The sequence below is a fragment of the Pseudonocardia lutea genome, assembly GCF_042658055.1.
Lineage (GTDB): Bacteria > Actinomycetota > Actinomycetes > Mycobacteriales > Pseudonocardiaceae > Pseudonocardia > Pseudonocardia lutea.
This window is the reverse complement of sequence record NZ_JBHSQK010000095.1, coordinates 1-17589: the sequence shown is the minus strand read 5'-3', so window position 1 is coordinate 17589 and position 17589 is coordinate 1. Positions and strand designations below refer to the sequence as shown.

The 17589-nt window shown below is 74.1% G+C and carries 14 protein-coding genes and 1 pseudogene; 3 read left to right on the top strand and 12 right to left on the bottom strand.

Annotation, left to right across the window (positions count from 1 at the left end; all coding sequences use genetic code 11):
- From ACFQH9_RS28130 to ACFQH9_RS28100, 7 genes and pseudogenes are all read right to left on the bottom strand, one after another.
- Nucleotides 1–310, bottom strand: a pseudogene (locus ACFQH9_RS28130) (hypothetical protein); the annotation flags it as partial.
- A 130-nt stretch (nucleotides 311–440) separates the two neighbouring features.
- Nucleotides 441–2165 carry an LpqB family beta-propeller domain-containing protein gene (locus tag ACFQH9_RS28125; RefSeq protein ID WP_379570754.1) on the bottom strand — a complete coding sequence of 575 codons (1725 nt, stop codon included), beginning with the start codon at nucleotides 2163–2165 and terminating at the stop codon, nucleotides 441–443.
- Nucleotides 2162–3931 carry an MtrAB system histidine kinase MtrB gene (gene mtrB / locus ACFQH9_RS28120; protein WP_379570752.1) on the bottom strand — a complete coding sequence of 590 codons (1770 nt, stop codon included), beginning with the start codon at nucleotides 3929–3931 and terminating at the stop codon, nucleotides 2162–2164. Before mtrB ends, ACFQH9_RS28125 begins: the two co-directional genes overlap by 4 nt.
- A gap of 42 nt (nucleotides 3932–3973) precedes the next feature.
- Complete coding sequence (gene mtrA / locus ACFQH9_RS28115) at nucleotides 3974–4651, bottom strand: MtrAB system response regulator MtrA (RefSeq protein ID WP_379570749.1); 678 nt, start codon at nucleotides 4649–4651, stop codon at nucleotides 3974–3976.
- Between the two features lie 197 nt (nucleotides 4652–4848).
- The gene (locus tag ACFQH9_RS28110; protein WP_379570747.1) at nucleotides 4849–5400 is read right to left on the bottom strand and encodes an SEC-C domain-containing protein; all 552 of its coding nucleotides are present in this window, start codon (nucleotides 5398–5400) and stop codon (nucleotides 4849–4851) included.
- Nucleotides 5401–5417: 17 nt separating this feature from the next.
- Entirely contained in the window at nucleotides 5418–5918 is a 501-nt protein-coding gene (locus ACFQH9_RS28105) for a hypothetical protein (RefSeq protein WP_379570745.1), read from the bottom strand.
- Nucleotides 5919–5987: 69 nt separating this feature from the next.
- Nucleotides 5988–9056 carry a DEAD/DEAH box helicase gene (locus ACFQH9_RS28100; protein WP_379570743.1) on the bottom strand — a complete coding sequence of 1023 codons (3069 nt, stop codon included), beginning with the start codon at nucleotides 9054–9056 and terminating at the stop codon, nucleotides 5988–5990.
- 107 nt (nucleotides 9057–9163) lie between these two features.
- On the opposite strand from ACFQH9_RS28100, the gene ACFQH9_RS28095 reads away from it, so the two are divergent.
- Nucleotides 9164–9802, top strand: coding sequence for a dTMP kinase (locus ACFQH9_RS28095; RefSeq protein WP_379570741.1), 639 nt, complete (start codon nucleotides 9164–9166; stop codon nucleotides 9800–9802).
- Nucleotides 9803–9926: 124 nt separating this feature from the next.
- Here ACFQH9_RS28095 and ACFQH9_RS28090 read toward each other — a convergent pair whose 3' ends face one another.
- From ACFQH9_RS28090 to ACFQH9_RS28080, 3 genes are all read right to left on the bottom strand, one after another.
- A complete protein-coding gene (locus tag ACFQH9_RS28090) occupies nucleotides 9927–10409 on the bottom strand; it encodes an NUDIX domain-containing protein (RefSeq protein WP_379570739.1) in 483 nt (160 codons plus the stop codon).
- 116 nt (nucleotides 10410–10525) lie between these two features.
- Entirely contained in the window at nucleotides 10526–12028 is a 1503-nt protein-coding gene (gene ahcY, locus ACFQH9_RS28085; RefSeq protein WP_379570737.1) for an adenosylhomocysteinase, read from the bottom strand.
- Nucleotides 12029–12258: 230 nt separating this feature from the next.
- Nucleotides 12259–13605 (bottom strand): glutamate mutase L, encoded by a 1347-nt coding sequence (locus ACFQH9_RS28080; protein ID WP_379570735.1) that lies wholly within the window; start codon nucleotides 13603–13605, stop codon nucleotides 12259–12261.
- A gap of 116 nt (nucleotides 13606–13721) precedes the next feature.
- Between ACFQH9_RS28080 and ACFQH9_RS28075 the strand changes: the two genes are divergently transcribed.
- Complete coding sequence (locus ACFQH9_RS28075) at nucleotides 13722–15347, top strand: long-chain fatty acid--CoA ligase (RefSeq protein WP_379570733.1); 1626 nt, start codon at nucleotides 13722–13724, stop codon at nucleotides 15345–15347.
- A gap of 86 nt (nucleotides 15348–15433) precedes the next feature.
- Here ACFQH9_RS28075 and ACFQH9_RS28070 read toward each other — a convergent pair whose 3' ends face one another.
- Nucleotides 15434–15874: a VOC family protein gene (locus tag ACFQH9_RS28070; RefSeq protein WP_379570731.1), complete on the bottom strand. Its 441-nt coding sequence runs from the start codon at nucleotides 15872–15874 to the stop codon at nucleotides 15434–15436.
- 55 nt (nucleotides 15875–15929) lie between these two features.
- On the opposite strand from ACFQH9_RS28070, the gene ACFQH9_RS28065 reads away from it, so the two are divergent.
- Nucleotides 15930–16613 carry a TetR/AcrR family transcriptional regulator gene (locus tag ACFQH9_RS28065; protein WP_379570729.1) on the top strand — a complete coding sequence of 228 codons (684 nt, stop codon included), beginning with the start codon at nucleotides 15930–15932 and terminating at the stop codon, nucleotides 16611–16613.
- A 33-nt stretch (nucleotides 16614–16646) separates the two neighbouring features.
- Here the strand turns inward: ACFQH9_RS28065 and ACFQH9_RS28060 are convergent, their stop codons facing one another.
- On the bottom strand, nucleotides 16647–17474 hold the full coding sequence (locus ACFQH9_RS28060) for a carbon-nitrogen hydrolase family protein (protein ID WP_379570727.1): 828 nt from the start codon (nucleotides 17472–17474) through the stop codon (nucleotides 16647–16649).
- Nucleotides 17475–17589 lie beyond the last annotated feature (115 nt).

The window sequence follows — 17589 nt, the reverse complement described above, 5'->3', positions numbered from 1 at the left end:
CGAGCCCCGCCGCCAGCGGCGCGGCCAGGTCGCGGCGGCCGCGTTCCTTGTAGCCCAGCAGCGCGGTGCGCAGCGGCCCGCGGTACCGGCCGGCGGCGAGCGTCTCCGGCGCCCCGGGCAGGACGACGCGGTGCGGGCCGGGCAACCGCGCCGCGCACTCCGGGCACCAGCCGGCCCCGCCCGCGCCGCAGCCGCCGCACGAACACGGCAGCAGGAGGTCGAGCAGGCCGGCGAGGAGCGTGCGCGGGGTCGGTGCGGGCACGGTGCCGGGGCGGGCGGTGCCGGGGCGGGCGGTGCCGGGGCGGGGCATGCCGCCACCCTGGCCGACCGGACCGACATCCCCGGCCGGCTCGGGGCCCGTCGGGCCGAGTTGTCCACAGGTTCGGCCCCCGCGGCTCCGCGCCGATCGGTCCGGCGCCCGGTGCGTCCGGCTCCGCGGATCAGCCGGGGTAGAGCGGCACCCCGTCCGGCGCCGCGCCGAGCACCTGCCGCCAGCTGTCGAGCTCGCCGCCGTCGTAGCTCCAGATCCCGCCCTGGTCGGCGACCAGGAAGGGCCGGCTCGACGCGGCGGTGACCGCCTTGAGCGGCGGGGTGAGGTTGCTGCCCGGCACCAGCTGCAGGGTCAGCCCGTCGGACGACACGAGCGACACCGGGCGGTCCGACCGGGCCGTCACGACGATCAGCGACTCGTCGGCCCGCCAGTCCACGCCCACGACGTCGGACAGGTCCGACGGCCGCAGCCGGCGGACGTTGCGCACCGCGACGTCGCCGTCCGCCGCCCGCACCACCGCCCCGGTGACCAGCCCGCCGTCGACGACCGCGGCGACCCGCACGCCGTCCCGGGACAGCCGCAGGTCGGTGAGCGGGCCCAGCGCGGTGAGCTCGGCGACGTTGACCTGCCCGGTCCGCACCACCCCGGTCTGGTCCACGGTCACGCGGGCGACGACCGCACCCGGGCCGCCGCCCAGCACCGTCCACACCTCGCCGCCGGTCGGGGTCCAGGTCGGCCGGGACAGCGACGCCCCGGACAGCGGCACCGCCTGGAGCATCCCGTCCGTGGGCCCGACCAGCAGCCGCGTGCGGCCGCCGTCCCGGGCGACCGCGGCGATCCGGGTTCCGTCGGGGGTGGTCGCGGCCGAGGCGATGTCGAAGGACCCGTTGCCGGCCTGTCCGCCGACCGGGTCCCCGCCGGGCAGCGCCCGCACCAGCCCACCCGTCACGACCAGGGCGGGGACGTCGGCACCGGGCTGCACGGCCGCGCCGGCCCCGGCCACGTCGTCGGCGGTCAGGTCGGGCTTGTCGGCGAGGAGCGGGGCGCCGTCGACGAGCAGCCGCACCCGCGGCACGTTGATCTCGGCGAGGGTCTGCACGAACTGTGCGGCGATCAGCCGACGGCGGGCGTCGTCGAGGTCGCCGACCTGCGTGAGGTCGACGACCAGCGCGCCGTCGGGCGCGTCCGTGACGTTGGTGCGCAGCCGGGTGGACGGCGGCAGTACGGACTCCGCGGCGTCCTGCAGCGCCGGCGAGGGCCCCGTCAGCAGCATGTCGACGGTCCGCGACGGCAGCGCCTGGGCGGGCACCGCAGGGAGGTAGCGCAGGTCGGCGACCGTGGCGCGGCGCGCGGGGTCGACGAAGTACCCCTTCACCGTGCGGAAGTTGGTGCGGAAGTCCGACAGCCGCACGAGCACGCCGGCGGGCAGCCGGTCGATCCGCCACTGCCCGTTCGTGCGCCGGACGGTCACGTCGATCTCCACCGGCGCCTCGGCCGGCTCGAAGGCACCGAGTGCGTCGAGCGAGCCGACCCGGTCCCCGCGGATCCGCACGGTGGCGGTGTCCGGGTCCGTACTGCTCGTGGGCGGGTAGACGGTGTCGAACTGCTCGTCGAGCACGGTCAGCGAGTCGCCGTCGTCCCAGCCCTGCGCGGCCTCCGGGGTCAGGAACCGGCGCGCGGCCCCGTGCCGGTCCACGGTGCTGCCCGAGGCGTAGACGAAGCCGCGGACCAGGTCGAGGGGGTTGGTGCCCTCGACGGGGCCGGCAGGGATGTCCGGGTTGTCGCCCTCGGTGACCTTGCGCAGCACCTGCACCGACGACTCGCCGGGCACGCTCGCGCAGCCGGTCGCCAGCACGAGCAGCGCGACCAGGACGAGCAGCAGCCGGCGGGTCACCGGTCGCCCCGGGGGTCCAGGACCGCGGGCTCGGCGGGCGCGACGCCCTCGCCCGCCCGGTCGTCCGGGTGCTCCCCGTCCCGCAGTTCGGCGGGGATCGGGGTCCCCCACGGGGGCGTGGGGACCGAGGCGGGCAGCGGGTGTGCGGTGTCGGGGTCGTCGCCCTCGGGCTGCAACGGCAGCGGGCTCGACTCGAGCAGGTCCCCCTCCGTGCGCGGCAGGGTGAGCCGGAAGGCCGAGCCGCGGCCCGGTTCGCCCCAGGCCTGCAGCCAGCCGCCGTGCAGCCGGGCGTCCTCCAGGCTGATCGACAGGCCCAGCCCGCTGCCGCCGCTGCGCCGCGCCCGGGACTCCTCGGCACGCCAGAACCGGTTGAACACCAGCCCGGCCTCGCCCGGCCGCAGCCCGACGCCGTGGTCGCGCACCACCACGGCGACGGCGTGGTCGTCGCCGGCCAGCGTGATGGTGACCGGCCGGCCCTCGCCGTGGTCGATCGCGTTGGCGACGAGGTTGCGCACGATCCGTTCGACCCGCCGCGAGTCGACCTCGGCGTAGACGTCCCCGGGCAGGTCGAGGACCAGGGGCGTGGCCGACTCCTCCGCCAGGCCGCGGACCGCCTCGACCGCGCGGGACACCACGTGCCGCATGTCGAGCCGCTCGGTGCCCAGCTCGGCCACGCCGGCGTCCAGCCGGGAGATCTCCAGCAGGTCGCCGAGCAGCGTCTCGAACCGGTCCAGCTCCGTGACCAGCAGCTCCGAGCTGCGACGGAGCGCCGGGATCAGCTCGTCCCGCGAGGCGTAGAGGATGTCCGCGGCCATGCGCACCGTGGTGAGCGGCGTGCGCAGCTCGTGGCTGACGTCGGAGGTGAAGCGGCGCTGCAGGGCGCCGAACTCCTCGAGCTGGCGGATCTGGGTCTGGATGCTGCTCGCCATCTCGTTGTACGACTCGAACAGCCGCGCGACCTCGTCCTCGCCGTGCACCGGCATGCGCTCGTCGAGATGCCCCTCGGCGAACCGCTCGGCGACCTCGGCGGCCTGCCGGACGGGCCGGACGACCTGGCGGGTGACCAGGCTGGCGATGCCCGCGAGCAGCAGGATCAGCACCAGCCCGCCGACGATCAGGGTGCTCTGGACCAGGCCGAGTGTCCGCTGCTCGGCGTCGAGCGGGAACATCAGGTAGAGCTGCAGCTCGCGCCCGGCCGTGCGCACCGGCTGCCCGACGATCAGGGTCGGGATCCCGTCCACCGTGGTGTACTGCGTGGACAGTGCGCCGTCGGCGACGGTCTGCCGCTGCTCGGGCGAGACGTGGTCGAGGTTGCCGGCCGAGATCTCCGGCCCGCTGCCGGTGCCCGTGGTCAGGGCGGCGCGGAACTCCCCGGCCGTCGGCGCGCCCGCGGCGTCGGTCGTGGACTGGTTGGTGAGCTGGTCCAGGGCGTTGTTCAGCGTGCCCTGCGCGCCCTCGCGGTCCGGGTCGACGCCCGACAGGTCCCGCTCGGAGATCACGCGCGCCGACTCGGCCTGCGCGATGGCCGCGTCGAACTTGCCCTGCAGCAGCCGGTCGGCGATCTGGGTCTGCAGCACCAGGCCCAGGACCAGCGACACCGCGGTGGACAGGGCGAGCGTGGACACGACGACGCGCAGCTGCAGCGAGCGGCGCCACGCCGCCAGCGCGACCGCGCGGATCTCGGAGACGAGCACGCCTGCCGACGCCGCCGCCCGCTTCGCCCGCCGGGCCAGCGGCAGCCGCGCGACCAGGGACCTCAGCGACACGGGTACCTCAGTGACACGACACCATCATGGGCCGCGCCGGCATCACGGCGGGCCCGCCTTGTACCCGACGCCGCGGACGGTCAGCACGACCTCCGGGTGCTCGGGGTCCTTCTCGACCTTCGACCGCAGCCGCTGGACGTGCACGTTGACCAGCCGGGTGTCCGCCGCGTGCCGGTAGCCCCACACCTGCTCGAGCAGCACCTCGCGGGTGAAGACCTGCCGCGGCTTGCGGGCGAGCGCCACCAGCAGGTCGAACTCCAGCGGGGTGAGCGCGATCCGCTCGCCCTTGCGGGTGACCTGGTGGGCCGGCACGTCGATCTCGACGTCGCCGATCGTGAGCTGCTCGGCCGGCTCGGCCTCGGTGCGCCGCACCCGCGCCCGGATCCGCGCGACCAGCTCCTTGGGCTTGAACGGCTTGACCACGTAGTCGTCCGCGCCGGACTCCAGGCCGAGCACGATGTCCACGGTGTCGCTCTTCGCCGTGAGCATCACGATCGGCACGCCGGACTCGGCGCGGATGGCCCGGCAGACGTCGATCCCGTTCATCCCCGGCAGCATGAGGTCGAGCAGCACGACGTCCGGGCGCATCTCCCGCACGGCGGGCAGCGCCCGGGTCCCGTCGCCGACCACCGCGGTGTCGAAGCCCTCGCCCCGCAGGACGATGGTCAGCATCTCGGCCAGGGCCGGGTCGTCGTCGACCACCAGAACGCGCGACTTCATGGGAGGAAGCATCCCATCCTGCACCGACGGTCCCGTCCCGACCCGCGTCATCCCGGTTCCGCGCCCGTTCTGCCTGTGCGGCACCGGTCCCGTAGGTGCGCCCCGCGGCGGACGGTCAGCACGCCGGGACCCGGCCTTCTCGTCCGCCGAGCCGAACGGTCAGCGCACCGGGCGGTGCGATGCTCCGGACCGGCCGATCAGCGCACCGCGCCGCAGCACTTCTTGTACTTCCGTCTGCTCGCGCACCAGCACGGCGCGTTGCGGCCCGGCGGCCAGGCGATCGAGGCGTCCTCGGGCAGGGCGCCGAGGTAGCGGGTGCGGGTGGACTCCTGCTCCGGGTCGAGGCGGTTCGCCTCGGCGAACCGGGCGAGCCCCTCGGCGGTGCCGGCGAACAGCCTGATCGGGGTCATGCCCTCCTCGGCGAGCGCACGCCAGTGGAGCTCGGCCTGGGCGAAGTACGCGTCGTCGGGCCTGTACGTCGCCGGCCACCGCCGGTGCGCCTCGTCCCGCTCCGTCCGGGTGAAGTAGAGGACCCGGATGTGCCGTGGAACCGGCCGGGGCGTCCTCCCGAACAGGCCGGCCAGGTCCTCGTCGGTCGGCGGCGCCGGGGCCGGCTCGTCCGTCGCGTCCGGGGCGAGGTCCAGCTTCTCGCGCACGTCACGGCGGCCGCGCAGCGTCGGGGCGGCCAGCTCCAACCAGCCCTTCGGCCCGCTCAGGGCCTCGGTCTCGGCGGGCGACAACCGGGCCACGACGCGGTCGTACCAGGTCAGTGCGTCGGCCAGCGCACCCCGTGCCGCCGACAGCTCGGCCGCGACCGTGCAGTGGCCCTGGTCGAGGTCGGGATGGCGGGCCAGCGCGTCGAGCTCGGCCCGGGCCTCCGTCTCGCGTTCTGGGCGAGCAGGGTGTCGATCAGATCGATCCGGGCCCAGCAGCCGTCCTCGCCCTCCTCGGCGACCAGCTCGCGGAGGATCCGCTCGGCGCGTGCGGGCTCACCGGCCTCGCGCCACGCGTGCGCCGCTTCGCGGAGGATCTCCGCCCGTTCCTCGGGGAACTCGGCGACCTGGGCTTCGAGATCCTCGGCATCTGCACGGGCCCTGTCTGCCGGAGCGTGCGCCGTACGCGGCACGTAGTACCGGAGGGCACGCGGGTTCGCGCCCCTCGGCCCGGTGTGTCGCCCGGTGGCGGCACCGCTCCTCCCCCGGCGGGCGTGGCGGAGCGCCTCGAGCCGCACGCGCTGGACGTGCGCCAGGTCGCTCTCCTCGGTCATGGTGCGAGGGTGGCGACGGCCAGCGGCACTTCCGTGTCCCCCGTCGCCAGGACCCGTCCTCGGTCGAGGTCAGCTCGCCACCACGCTCGCCGCGAGGAAGGTCTCCCCCGGCATCTCCCGGCGCAGCCGCCAGACGACCGCGATCGGCTTCTCCCCCTCGTGCGAGAGGTACTCACAGGTGCCGAGGCAGAGGAACGGGGCGGCGCCGATGTCGTCGTTCTTCGTCTCGCGCACGAAGAGGGTGATGTGGGTGCCCCGCTCGCGATGGCGCAGGTACCGCTGCCCGGTCTCCGAGGCGACGGTCGTCGCGTTCTGCGACTCCCAGTGGAAGAGATCGGGTCGCTGGGCGTAGTCGCGGTACATCGTGGTCGGGGAGAAGTCCCGCTCGGTCTTGCGCAGGTTGACGAAGAGGGCGTCCGTGCGGGTCGCCGGCGCCCAGACCACCCCGGCGGCGTGCCCGTGCGCCTTCCGGTCGAGCGAGGCCCAGTCCAGCCCGGAGAGCACCTCCTCGCGCCGGTAGTGCGCGTGACTCCGCAGCGGGACGTGCTGCAGCCCCTCGCCCAGCGACCGCGGCACGTGCCGCGCCCGGTCGAGGGTCAGCGCGGTGAGCTCGCGCAGCTCGCCACACACGGCGGGGTGCCGGCGCAGGTGGGCGAACCCCTCCTCGTAGTGCGCGAACCCGCCCCGGTCCGGCCAGATCAGGAAGAACAGCATCCGGGCGAACCGCTGCTCGCGCTCGGTGAGGTCGGCGTAACGTGGGCCGGCGGGATCGGCGAGCTGCGCGTAGACCCCGGCGCGCTCGGGGTCGTCGACGTGGGCGAACAGCGCCATCCGCTTGAGCAGGGCGGTCTCCGCGGGACCGGCCTCGCGGGTGGGGAGTCCCGCCTCGCGACGTAGCGCGGTCCACGAGCCGCCGTTGCGGTAGACGTCCGCCAGGTCGCGATCCGCTTCCTTGAGGTAGTCCGCAAGCGGGACGTCGCCGTACGAGCGCACGTCGGCCACCAGCTCGGACCGGCGCAGCCGCAGCTGGCCCGTGACGTTCTCCAGCACCCTCCGCCGCGCGACCGGATCGAGAACGAGCGCGGAGCCCGCCGGCAGATACGGGAAGCCCTGCTCGACGTCCTCGGTCAGCCGGCGCCGCGAGCTGCCGGTCAGCGCCCGGTACCGCAGGTCGAACCGGAACTCGCGGCGGTGCTGCCCGATGAAGTCCAGCACCGTCAGCACCGCCTTTCCCGGAGCCCGGCGCAGCCCGCGGCCGAGCTGCTGCAGGAACACGGTGGCGCTCTGCGTGGGCCGCAGCAGCAGGACGGTGTCGATCTCCGGGATGTCCAGGCCCTCGTTGAAGAGGTCGACCGCGAACAGGCAGTTCACCTCGCGCTCGCGCAGCCGCCGCAGGGCCTCCTCCCGATGCGGCCGCGGGGTCGCACCGGAGACAGCCAGGCTCGGGATGCCCGCCCGCGTGAACACCTCCGCCATGTACTCGGCGTGGGCCACCGAGACGCAGAAGCCCAGCGCCCGCATCCACCGGACGTCGGTGACCTTGTCGCGCACCTGCCGGACGACCATCGCGGCCCGCAGGTCGTTACCGGTGTAGAGGGTGTCGAGCGCGGCGGTGTCGTAGGAGCCGCGCTTCCACTCGACCCCGCGCAGGTCGACCTCGTCGGCCACGCCGAAGTAGTGGAAGGGCACCAACAGGTCGGCGTCGAGCGCGTCCCACAGCCGCAGCTCGAACGCGCTGCGCCCGTCGAAGAACCGCCGGACGTCCGTGCCGTCGGTGCGTTCCGGTGTCGCGGTGAGGCCGAGCAGCTCGCGGGGCTGCAGCCGGTCCAGCAGACGGCGGTAGGTGGCGGCCTCGGCGTGGTGGAACTCGTCGACCACGACCACGTCGAAGTGGTCGGGCCGGAGCCGGTCGAGGCCGTACCCGTGCAGGGACTGCACGCTCGCGAACACGTGGGTCCACCGCTCGGGACGCTCCCCGTCGACGTAGACCTCGCCGAAGGCCCCGTCGGCCAGCACCGCCCGGTACGTCCGCCGGGACTGGTCGAGGATCTCCTTGCGGTGCGCCACGAACAGCAGCCGGTCCCGCGGCAGCTCGCGGCGGAGCCGGGCGTAGTCCAGCGCCGCGACGACCGTCTTCCCGGTGCCCGTCGCCGTGACGACGAGGTTGCGGTGCCGGCCGTGCAGGTCTCGCTCCGCCGCCAGGGCCTCCAGGATCTGTGCCTGGTGCGGGCGGGCGGTGACCTCGAGCCCGGTGAGCGGGGCGGCCTCGACCCGGTCCCGGCCCAGCGCCCGCGCCAGCCGCTCGACGTCGGCGGGGTTCTCCGGGTCGTAGGGCACGAACTCCGGGTTCGCCCAGTAGCTGTCGAAGGTGGTCCCGAACTTGCGGATCAGGTGTTCCGTGCCGACCGAAGAGAGCCGGACGTTCCACTCCAGGCCGTCGACCAGCGCCGACCGGGACAGGTTGCTGCTGCCGACGAAGGCGGTGTCGAAGCCGGAGTGCCGGCGGAACAGCCAGGCCTTGGCGTGCAGCCGGGTCGACGCGCTCGCGTAGCTGATCTTCACCTCGGCGCCGTAGCGGCGGACCAGCTCGTCGATCGCCCGCTGCTCGGTCGCGCCCATGTAGGTCGTGGTGATCACGCGGAACGGGATCCCGCGCTCGCGCAGCCTCGCCAGCTCGTCGCCGAGCACCCGCAGGCCGTGCCAGCGGATGAAGGCGCAGAGCAGGTCGACCCGGTCGGCGGAGACCAGCTCCGAGTTCAACGCGGCCATCAGCGACGGCTCACCGTTCGCGTTGGTCAGCAGGGCCGCCGACGACAGCGGCGTCACCGGGCGGACCAGCTGGTGGACGCCGGGCGCGACCTGCCGGGTCAGCACGACGAGCTGCTCGACCGCCTCGGCCAGGTGCTGGTCGTGCTGGGAGACCCGGTCGAGGAGGTCGTTCACGAGGGTCACCCGGTCCGCCTCGGTCGGGCTGGCGAGCAGGGCCCGTTCGACGGCGGCCGCGACGTGCCGGGCGAGGACCTGCGGCTGGTCGGCCTCCTCCACCTCGGCCCAGTACGGCACCAGCTCGGCGACGCGCGCCAGATCGGCCTCGAGCCCCGTCGTCCGCAGCCGCTCGTGCACGCCCTCGTTCAGCACACCCGTCCCCTGCCCGCGCCCGCCGGCGCACCGTGTCGATCACCGCGCGCGGCACGCTATCGGGTGACGTCGGACGGCCGGTGCGGGCTCCGCTACCGTCCGGTTCCGTGGGGCGGCTGATCGTGATCGAGGGGCTGGACGGGTCCGGCAAGGCCACGTTGACCGCCGCCCTGGTCGCCGCGCTGCACGAGCGCGGCGCACGCGTCGCCACCCTGGCCTTCCCCCGCTACGAGGCCGACGTCCACGCCGAGCTGGCCCGCGACGCGCTGTACGGGCGGCTCGGCGATCTCGCCGACTCGGTCCACGGCATGGCGGTGCTGTTCGCCCTCGACCGCCGCGACGCCGCCCTCGAGCTGCGCGAACTCCTGGCCACGCACGACGTCGTCCTCGTGGACCGGTACGTCGCGAGCAACGCCGCCTACAACGCGGCGCGGCTGAAGCAGGGGGCCGACGGGGAGGTCGTCGGCTGGGTGCGGGAGCTGGAGATCGGGCGGTTCGGCATCCCGGTGCCGGACCACCAGCTGCTGCTCGCCACCCCGCGTGCGGTGGCCGCGGAGCGTGCCGCGCGGCGGGCGGCGGCCGACCCGGGCCGGGCACGGGACGCGTACGAGTCCGACGAGGGACTGCAGGAACGCACGGACGCCGTCTACCGCGAGCTCGCGGCCGCGAACTGGCTCAGCCCGTGGACGGTGCTGGAGGGCGACACCGACGTCCCGGCCCTCGCCGGCAGACTCCTCGACCCCTGATCACCGCGTCGTCGAACCACAACGCGCTCAGAAGGGGCCCGAAAACGCATCATGGAACCATGAGGCGCTGAGGACGGGCCCGGAATCGCCTTGGGGAACCATGGTGCGGCGCCCGGATCCGGCGTCAGAGGGTCGAGACCCGGGGCCAGGTGGCGGCGAAACCGGGGTGCAGCTCCGGCCCGGCGACGGTGCCCAGGACGGCGGCCGGGAACCAGGAGAACTCCACGCTCTCCCCGCCACGGATCGCGACCGGCCGCGCCTCCGCGGCCTGCACGACGACGGTGGTGTAGCTCCAGCCGCCGTGGTCGTCGACGAAGCGGGCGGTCTCGACGAGCGGCCCGGTGTCGAGCTCCGACTCCTCCGCGGCCTCCCGGCGCGCGGCCGCCTCCGCGGGCTCGCCGAGGTGCCGCGCCCCGCCGGGGATGCCCCAGGTACCGCCGTGATGACTCCACAGCGCCCGGTGCTGGAGCAGCACGAGCTCCCCGGAGCGGACCAGCAGGCCCGCGGCGCCGTAGAGGCCCCAGTGCTTGTGCCCCTGGGCGCAGTACTGCCAGCCGTCGCCGCTGGAGCCCGTCGGGATCGGCTCGGGGAGGGGAGCGGCGGTCATCAGTCAACCCTAACCCGACGACCGCCGCCCCAACCAGACGAACAGCAGGTGATCAGCACCGGGGCGCTACCCGAGCTCCGCGCTCGGTACCGGGGCGCGCTCCACGAGCGCCGCGCTCAGTACCGGTAGTGCTCCGGCTTGAACGGGCCCTCGACGTCGACGCCGATGTACTCGGCCTGGTCCTTGGTGAGTGTGGTCAGCTCGCCGCCCAGCGCCTGCACGTGGATCTTCGCGACCTTCTCGTCGAGGATCTTCGGCAGCCGGTAGACGTCGCAGTTGTACTCCTCGTGCTTGGTGAACAGCTCGATCTGCGCGATCACCTGGTTCGAGAAGCTGTTGCTCATCACGAAGGAGGGGTGCCCGGTCGCGTTGCCCAGGTTCATCAGCCGGCCCTCGGACAGCACGATGATCGAGTGGCCGTCCGGGAACACCCACTCGTCGACCTGCGGCTTGATGGTGATCCGGATGATGCCCTCGATCCGGGCGAGCCCGGCCATGTCGATCTCGTTGTCGAAGTGGCCGACGTTGCCCAGGATCGCCTGGTGCTTCATCCTCTTCATCGCCTCGACGGTGACGATGTCCTTGTTGCCCGTCGTGGTGATGACGATGTCGGCCCGCTCGATGACGTCCTCCAGGCGCGCGACCTGGTAGCCCTCGAGCAGCGCCTGCAGCGCGCAGATCGGGTCCGCCTCGGTGACGATGACGCGGGCGCCCTGGCCGGACAGCGCCTCGGCCGCGCCCTTGCCGACGTCGCCGAAGCCGCAGACCACGGCCACCTTGCCGCCGATCAGCACGTCCGTGCCGCGGTTGAGCCCGTCGATCAGCGAGTGCCGGATGCCGTACTTGTTGTCGAACTTGCTCTTGGTGACCGAGTCGTTGACGTTGATCGCCGGGAAGAGCAGCAGGCCCTGCTCGGCCAGCTGGTAGAGCCGGTGCACGCCGGTGGTGGTCTCCTCGGTGACGCCGCGGATGTCCGACGCGACCGTGGTCCACTTCTGCGGGTTCTCGGCCAGCGAGCGGCGCAGGACGTCGAGGATGACGCGGTACTCCTCGGAGACGGTGAGGTCGGAGTCCTCGACCGTGGGCACCACGCCGGTCTTCTCGAACTCGACGCCCTTGTGCACGAGCAGGGTGGCGTCGCCGCCGTCGTCGAGGATCATGTTCGGGCCGACGAGCTCGCCGTTCGGGTCCGTGAAGTTGAACAGCTGCTCGGTGGCCCACCAGTACTCGGCGAGCGTCTCGCCCTTCCAGGCGAAGACCGGCACGCCCTTCGGCTCCTCCGGGGTGCCGTGCGGGCCGACGACGATCGCGGCGGCGGCGTGGTCCTGGGTGGAGAAGATGTTGCAGGAGACCCAGCGGACCTCGGCGCCGAGGCTGACCAGGGTCTCGATCAGGACGGCGGTCTGCACCGTCATGTGCAGCGAGCCGGCGATCCGGGCGCCGTGCAGCGGCTTGGCCTCGGCGTACTCGCGGCGCAGCGCCATCAGGCCCGGCATCTCGTTCTCGGCGAGCCGGATCTCCTTGCGCCCGAACTCGTGCAGGCCCAGGTCGGCGACGGCGAAGTCGAGGCCGTTGCGCTCCTGCAGCCGGCCGTGCGGGTCGGTGATGCTGGCGGTCATCGTGACGTGTCTCCTCGTGCTGCGGTCAGGGCAGGCGGGAGGGACCCGCGGTGCGCGGTGGTGGATCGACCGTCGATCGGCACGGACACGGGCCTCCTCCCCGGGATGGTGGAGGCGCCCTTCTCGTCGTCAGGCCGCGGACCGAGCGTGGCGGACGGATCCGTCCGCTGCAGCGCCTCTCGGTCCCGCGGTGCGTGCGCCCTCCAGGATGGCACGCACCCCGCCCCGGCTCAACGTGACCCCAGCAGGTGGTCGCGCAGCAGCGCCTCGGCCGCGACGCACCGGTCGTGCGCGGCGAGCAGGCCGGCCGGGGCGAGCGCGAAGTCCGCGTCGACCAGCACGGACGCCGACGCGAGCACCGGCGCGAGCACCGGGTCCTGCTGCAGGGTGCCGACCACGGCGCCGAGGCCGGCCGCGTCGCGCTGCCGGAACACCCCGCCGGACAGCACGACGAGCCCGACCGGGCCGGGGTCGACCTCCTCGCCCTGCCGGTCGACGTCCTTCGGCCCGAGGTCGTCGCGCAGGTGGCGGCGGGCCGCGACTACGGCCGCGAGCGCCGCGATGCGCCGGTCCTCGGCCGCGCTGCCCGCGTCCCGCGGCACCGAGCCGACCTCCGCGGTCATCCCCCGGACGGTCGCGGTGAGCAGGTCGGCCTCGACGGGGTCGACGATCTCCTCGGCCTGTGCCTCCAGCAGCACGCCCTCCGCGGCGGCCCGCACACCCAGGTCTCCCTCCACCGTACGACGGGTGCGCCGCCCCGGCCCCGCGGAGTGGACGTCCGTGGTGGCACACCCGACGTCGACGACCAGCACCCGCGTCCCGCACAGGCGCGCCAGCTCGGCGGTGCCGCGGCGCACCGCGTCGGGCGTCATGAACCGGACCATCCGGCGGAAGCGCGGCGCCGCGGCCGGCGCCCGCCCGCCGAGCACGTGCTGGGCGAACACCTCGGCGAGCGCCGCCCGGGCCGGCCCGGGCACCAGCTCGCCCGGCTTCGGGGCGACGTTCCCGCAGGCCACGACCGTGCGGCCGGTCGCGCGGAGCAGGGCGAGGGCGTCGTCGCGCGCCTCGGCGTTGCCGGCCAGCACGATCGGGAACCGGACGCGGGCGCGGGCGAGCTTGCCCGCGTTGTGCAGCAGGACCGAGGGGTCGTCGCCGTCGGCGCCCCCGAGCAACAGGACGGCGCCGGGCCGGTGCCCGCGCAGCACCCGGACGTCGGCCGGCTCGAGCGGGCCGGCGTGGACGTGCACGACGTGCGAGCCCGCCGAGCGCGCGACCCGGTGCCCGGCCTCGGTGGAGATCAGCTTCTCGGTGCCGACGACCGCCAGCCGCAGCCCGCCGCCGGCCGACGAGCAGGCCAGCACCTCCGGCTCCGGGTCCCGCGCGGCCGCGGCCGTGACCCCGCGGACGGCGGCGTCGACGCCCTCGAGGACGTCGTCGGTCGTGGTGCGGTGCTCGGCGTAGCCGGCGAGCCCGCCGTCGGGGTGCACGAGCACCGCCTTCGTCCAGGTCGACCCGACGTCGAGACAGACGGCCCCGGCCGCCGGAGGCGCCCCGGGATCGCCAGCCGCACCCGTCATGGACGGGGAGCGTACCGGCGGTGACACCGTGCGGCGCCGATCCGGACGTCGGTCCTGTCCCGGTGTCGGGGTCCCCCGGTACGGTTCGTGATCCACGACACTCCTCGGGAGCGACGATGCTCGGACTGATGCAGGACCGCCCGCTGGCGCTGCCCCACGTGTTCCACCGCGCGGAACAGCTCTTCGGACACAAGAGGTTGATCACCGCCGAAGCGTCCGGCGAGCGCGTGACCACGGTCGCGGAGTGGGCCGTGCGCGTGCGCCGGCTCGCGACGGTCCTCGACTCGCTCGGCCTGTCCGCGGACGCCCGGGTCGGCACCTTCTGCTGGAACACCGACCGTCACCTGGAGCTGTACCTCGCCGCGCCCTGCACCGGGCGCGTGCTGCACACGCTGAACATCCGGCTCTTCCCCGAGCAGCTCGTCTACATCGTCAACCACGCCGAGGACGAGGTCGTCTTCGTCGACCGCTCGCTGCTGCCGCTGCTGTGGCCGCTGGTGGACAAGTTCGAGACCGTCCGGCACATCGTCGTGATCGACGACGGCGCGGAGCACGAGATCCCCGAGGACCCGCGGGTGCGGGACTACGAGGAGCTGCTCGCCGCGGCCGAGCCGTTCGCCGGCCGGTTCACGGTCGAGGAGGAGAACAGCGCCGCGGCGATGTGCTACACCTCCGGCACCACGGGCAACCCGAAGGGCGTGGTCTACAGCCACCGCTCGGCGGTGCTGCACTCGCTGATCACGCTCACCTCGGACGCGTTCGCGCTGTCGGAGCGCGATGTCGTCCTGCCGATCGTGCCGATGTTCCACGCCAACGCCTGGGGCATCCCCTACGGCGCCCTGCTCGCCGGCGCCGACCTCGTCCTCCCCGGCCCGAACATGACACCGGAGGCGATCGTCGGGCAGCTGGAGCGGCACAGGGTCACCGTCACCGGCGGGGTGCCGACGATCTGGATGGGCGTGCGGCCGCTGCTCGCCGACCACGACCTGTCCTCGCTGCGCGCGATCGTCTGCGGCGGCTCGGCGGTGCCGCGCTCGCTGTCGGAGGCCTACCGGGAGGCGATCGGCGTCCCCATGCTGCACGCCTGGGGCATGACGGAGACCTCGCCGATCGCCAGCGTCTCCTCGCGGCGGTCGCACCAGGAGGAGTGGAGCGAGGACGAGCGCGCCGACGCCCGCGCCCGGCAGGGCCAGCCCGTCCCGTTCGTCGACCTGCGGATCGCCGACCCGGAGAGCGGCGAGGAGCTGCCCTGGGACGACCGGGCCACCGGCGAGCTGCAGGCCGCGGGCCCGTGGATCGCGAAGGAGTACTACCGCGGCGAGGGCGGCGGCGCGCAGTTCACCAAGGACGGGTGGCTGCGCACCGGCGACGTCGCCGCCGTCGACGGGTGGGGCTTCGTCCGGCTGGTCGACCGGACGAAGGACCTGGTCAAGTCGGGCGGCGAGTGGATCAGCTCGGTGGACCTGGAGAACGAGATCATGGCCCACCCGGCGGTCGCCGAGGCCGCGGTGATCGCGATCCCGCACGAGAAGTGGACCGAGCGGCCGCTGGCGTGCGTGGTGGTGAAGCCGGGCCGGTCGCTCACCGCCGAGGAGCTCATCGAGTTCCTCACCCCGCGGGTGGCGAAGTGGTGGCTGCCCGACGCCGTGGAGTTCATCGACGAGGTGCCCAAGACCAGCGTCGGGAAGTTCTCGAAGAAGACCCTGCGGGACAAGTTCGCGGGCTACACCCTGCCCTCCTGAGCGGTTCCGAGCCGGCCCGGGCCGTCCTGACCCGCCCGGTCGCGGCCCGCCTCCCCCTGGCCGGGCCGCGATCGGGGGTGGACGGGTCAGGCCTGCCCCGCGGTCGCCCGCCCGTACCCGGCCCGGCCGGACTGGTCGATGCCGTGCCGCTCGTCGGTGTAGAGGTGGTGCTCGTGCCCGTCCGGGTCGTACACCACCACGAGCCAACCGAGCGTGGCCTCGATGATCGGTGAGTGCTCGGCGCCCTGCTCGTCGAGGTGCGCGACCCACCCCTCGAGGGCCGCGCGGTCCCGCACGCCGAACATCACCTCCAGCCCCGCGATCCCCCTGGCCTCCGGGTTCTCCCGCAGTGCCAGTCCCGTGTAGCCGCACCCCGGGAGGTCACCGGCCACCCCGCGGACCACGCCCTCCTCGTCCGGGAACTCGTAGGTCGGGGCGAAGCCGTACACCCTCCGGTACCAGTCCACGCTCTTCGGCAGGTCGGCGACGGGCAGCTTCACCACGCGGACACCGGTCAGCTCCGGCATGACACACTCGTTTCATTGAACCTGTAGTGCATCGAATGCGTGTAGAGTGCACCTCGTGTCCGAGCCGGTCAAGAGGCGGTACCGCTCGCCCCTCCGCGAGGAGGCCGCGCGGCGGACCCGGGCGGCGATCCGCGACGCCGCCACCGCCCTGTTCGTCGAGCAGGGCTACGTGCGCACCACGGTCAAGGAGATCGCGGCGGCGGCCGGGGTCGCGTTGCGCACCGTGCACGCCGCGTTCCCGGGCGGGAAGGCGGAGATCTTCCACGAGGCGCTCGACGTCGCGACCGCGGGCGACGAGGAGCCCGTCGCGGTGGCCGACCGACCGGGGTTCCGGGCGGCGCTCGACGACCCGGACCGACTCCTGCCGGAACTGGTCCGGCTCGGCACCGGGCTGCTGGAGCGCGCCGGGCGGCTGCTCACCGCGTGCCAGGAGTCGGCCGGGGCGGACGCCGACATGCACGCGCTGAACGAGCTGGGAGCCCGGAACATGGCCGCGAACATGCGGACGGTCGCGGAGGCGCTGGAGCGGCACGGGCGCCTCGCCGTGCCGGTCGACGAGGCCGCCGACGTCCTGCTCACCCTCTGCAGCCCGCAGGTGCACGACCTGCTGGTGCACCGGCGGGGCTGGAGCCCGGAGCGCTACGCGGCCTGGTCGGGACGCGCCCTCGCCCTGCTCCTCTGCACGCCATCCGATCGAGGGGAACGTGAGGGCTCCCCGGAGCCACCCGCACGGCCCTGACGTCCCTCTCGACGACGACCACGGGCAGGCGGCTCAGCGGTAGGTGTCGGGGCGGCGCTCGGTGAGGTGGGAGAGGCGGCGGCGGGCGGTGCCGAGCGAGGCCTCGACGTCGATCTCGGCCACCGCGATCCCCGCCTTGGCCCACGTCCGGGCGAGCACCTCGCCGTCCGGTCCGACGACCTTGGCCTGCCCGAGGAAGCGCATCCTGCCCATCGAGCCCGTCTGGTTCGACGACACCAGCACGATCTGGTTCTCGGCGGCGCGGGAGCGGTCGTAGAGGTCGAAGAGCCGCGACTGCCGGTCCTGCGCCATCTTCGGCGCCCGGTCGGTGATGTTCGTCGGCCACGCCGAGAGGCAGGCGACGATCTCGGCGCCGTCGAGGGCGAGCGCGCGGGCGGACTCGGGGAAGGTCTTGTCGTAGTCGACCAGCATCCCGAGCCGGCCGACGGGGGTGTCGAAGGCGCCGAAGCGGTCACCGGCCGCGTACACCCGCTCCTCGCCGACCGGCTGGTGGACCTTGCGGTGCAGGCCCAGCACGCCGGTGCCGTCGACGCAGGCGGCGGTGTTGTACCGGATCCCGCCGGGCCCCGCCTCGCACAGCCCGACGCAGACGACCATGTCCCCGGCCAGGTCGGCGACCTTGCGCAGCTCCGGGCCGGCGGGGTCGAGCGCGGGCGGCGGCTCCGACTCCGCGTCGGCCCCGAAGTCCGAGAGGTAGCCGCCGAGCGCGGCGTCCGGCAGCACCAGGAGATCGACCCGGGACCGGCGGGCGTGGTCGATCAGGGTCGCGACCCGGGCGAGGGCGCCCTCCAGGTCCCGGCCGAACGCGGCCGCCACGGCACCGATCCTCAGCGCACCCACCCGTTCCTTCCCGCGCCCGCGGCTCCACCACCCCGGGCGCCGCGCGGCTCGGGCCTCGCGCGGCGTCCGATCGGCCCGCACGAACGGCGCTCTCGCTCACCAGGTGTGAGCGGGA

Coding starts and splice junctions, on each gene's coding strand:
- mtrA (WP_379570749.1), bottom strand. CDS start 4,651: ATGAAGTCGCGCGTTCTGGTGGTCGACGACGACCCGGCCCTGGCCGAG.
- ACFQH9_RS28105 (WP_379570745.1), bottom strand. CDS start 5,918: ATGACCGAGGAGAGCGACCTGGCGCACGTCCAGCGCGTGCGGCTCGAG.
- ACFQH9_RS28090 (WP_379570739.1), bottom strand. CDS start 10,409: ATGACCGCCGCTCCCCTCCCCGAGCCGATCCCGACGGGCTCCAGCGGC.
- ahcY (WP_379570737.1), bottom strand. CDS start 12,028: ATGACCGCCAGCATCACCGACCCGCACGGCCGGCTGCAGGAGCGCAAC.
- ACFQH9_RS28080 (WP_379570735.1), bottom strand. CDS start 13,605: ATGACGGGTGCGGCTGGCGATCCCGGGGCGCCTCCGGCGGCCGGGGCC.
- ACFQH9_RS28075 (WP_379570733.1), top strand. CDS start 13,722: ATGCTCGGACTGATGCAGGACCGCCCGCTGGCGCTGCCCCACGTGTTC.
- ACFQH9_RS28070 (WP_379570731.1), bottom strand. CDS start 15,874: ATGCCGGAGCTGACCGGTGTCCGCGTGGTGAAGCTGCCCGTCGCCGAC.